The 1,016-nt window shown below is 57.4% G+C and carries 1 protein-coding gene; it reads right to left on the minus strand.

All coding sequences use genetic code 11. The annotated features are described in order from the left end of the window. Positions 1-1,016, minus strand: a 1,016-nt coding sequence (tuf, locus tag APH27_RS25445) for an elongation factor Tu (protein ID WP_060486223.1), incomplete at both ends; no start/stop codon positions are given.

Below are 1,016 nucleotides of genomic sequence, written 5' to 3' on the forward strand. Positions count from 1 at the left end.
GCTACGACGCCGGCGCCGACGGTACGACCGCCTTCACGGATAGCGAAGCGCAGACCGTCTTCCATTGCGATGGTCTTGATCAGGGTAACAGTCATCTGAATGTTGTCACCTGGCATTACCATTTCAACGCCTTCCGGCAGTTCGCAGTTACCGGTCACGTCAGTGGTACGGAAGTAGAACTGAGGACGGTAGCCTTTGAAGAACGGAGTGTGACGGCCGCCTTCTTCTTTCGACAGAACGTAGACTTCTGCGGTGAACTTGGTGTGCGGCTTGACCGAACCTGGCTTGACCAGAACCTGGCCACGCTCAACGTCGTCACGCTTGGTACCACGCAGCAGAACGCCGCAGTTCTCGCCAGCACGGCCTTCGTCCAGCAGCTTGCGGAACATCTCAACACCGGTGCAGGTGGTGGTGGTGGTGTCACGCAGACCAACGATTTCCAGCGGATCCTGAACGCGGACGATACCACGCTCGATACGACCGGTAACAACGGTACCACGACCCGAGATCGAGAATACGTCTTCGATTGGCATCAGGAATGGCTGGTCGACGGCACGAACTGGCTCAGGGATGTAGGCATCCAGAGTTTCTACCAGCTTCTTGACAGCGGTAGTGCCCATTTCGTTGTCGTCTTTGCCTTCCAGCGCCATACGAGCCGAACCGATGATGATCGGAGTGTCGTCGCCTGGGAAGTCGTAGGTGGACAGCAGGTCGCGAACTTCCATCTCGACCAGTTCCAGCAGCTCAGCGTCGTCTACCAGGTCAGCCTTGTTCAGGAAGACCACGATGTACGGAACGCCAACCTGACGGGACAGCAGGATGTGCTCACGGGTTTGTGGCATCGGACCATCGGCGGCCGAGCAAACCAGGATCGCGCCGTCCATCTGGGCAGCACCGGTGATCATGTTCTTCACGTAGTCAGCGTGACCTGGGCAGTCAACGTGAGCGTAGTGACGAATGTTCGAGTTGTACTCGACGTGAGCGGTGTTGATGGTGATACCGCGTGCTTTTTCTTC

This window comes from Pseudomonas sp. NBRC 111123 (assembly GCF_001320205.1).
GTDB classification, from domain to species: domain Bacteria; phylum Pseudomonadota; class Gammaproteobacteria; order Pseudomonadales; family Pseudomonadaceae; genus Aquipseudomonas; species Aquipseudomonas putida_J.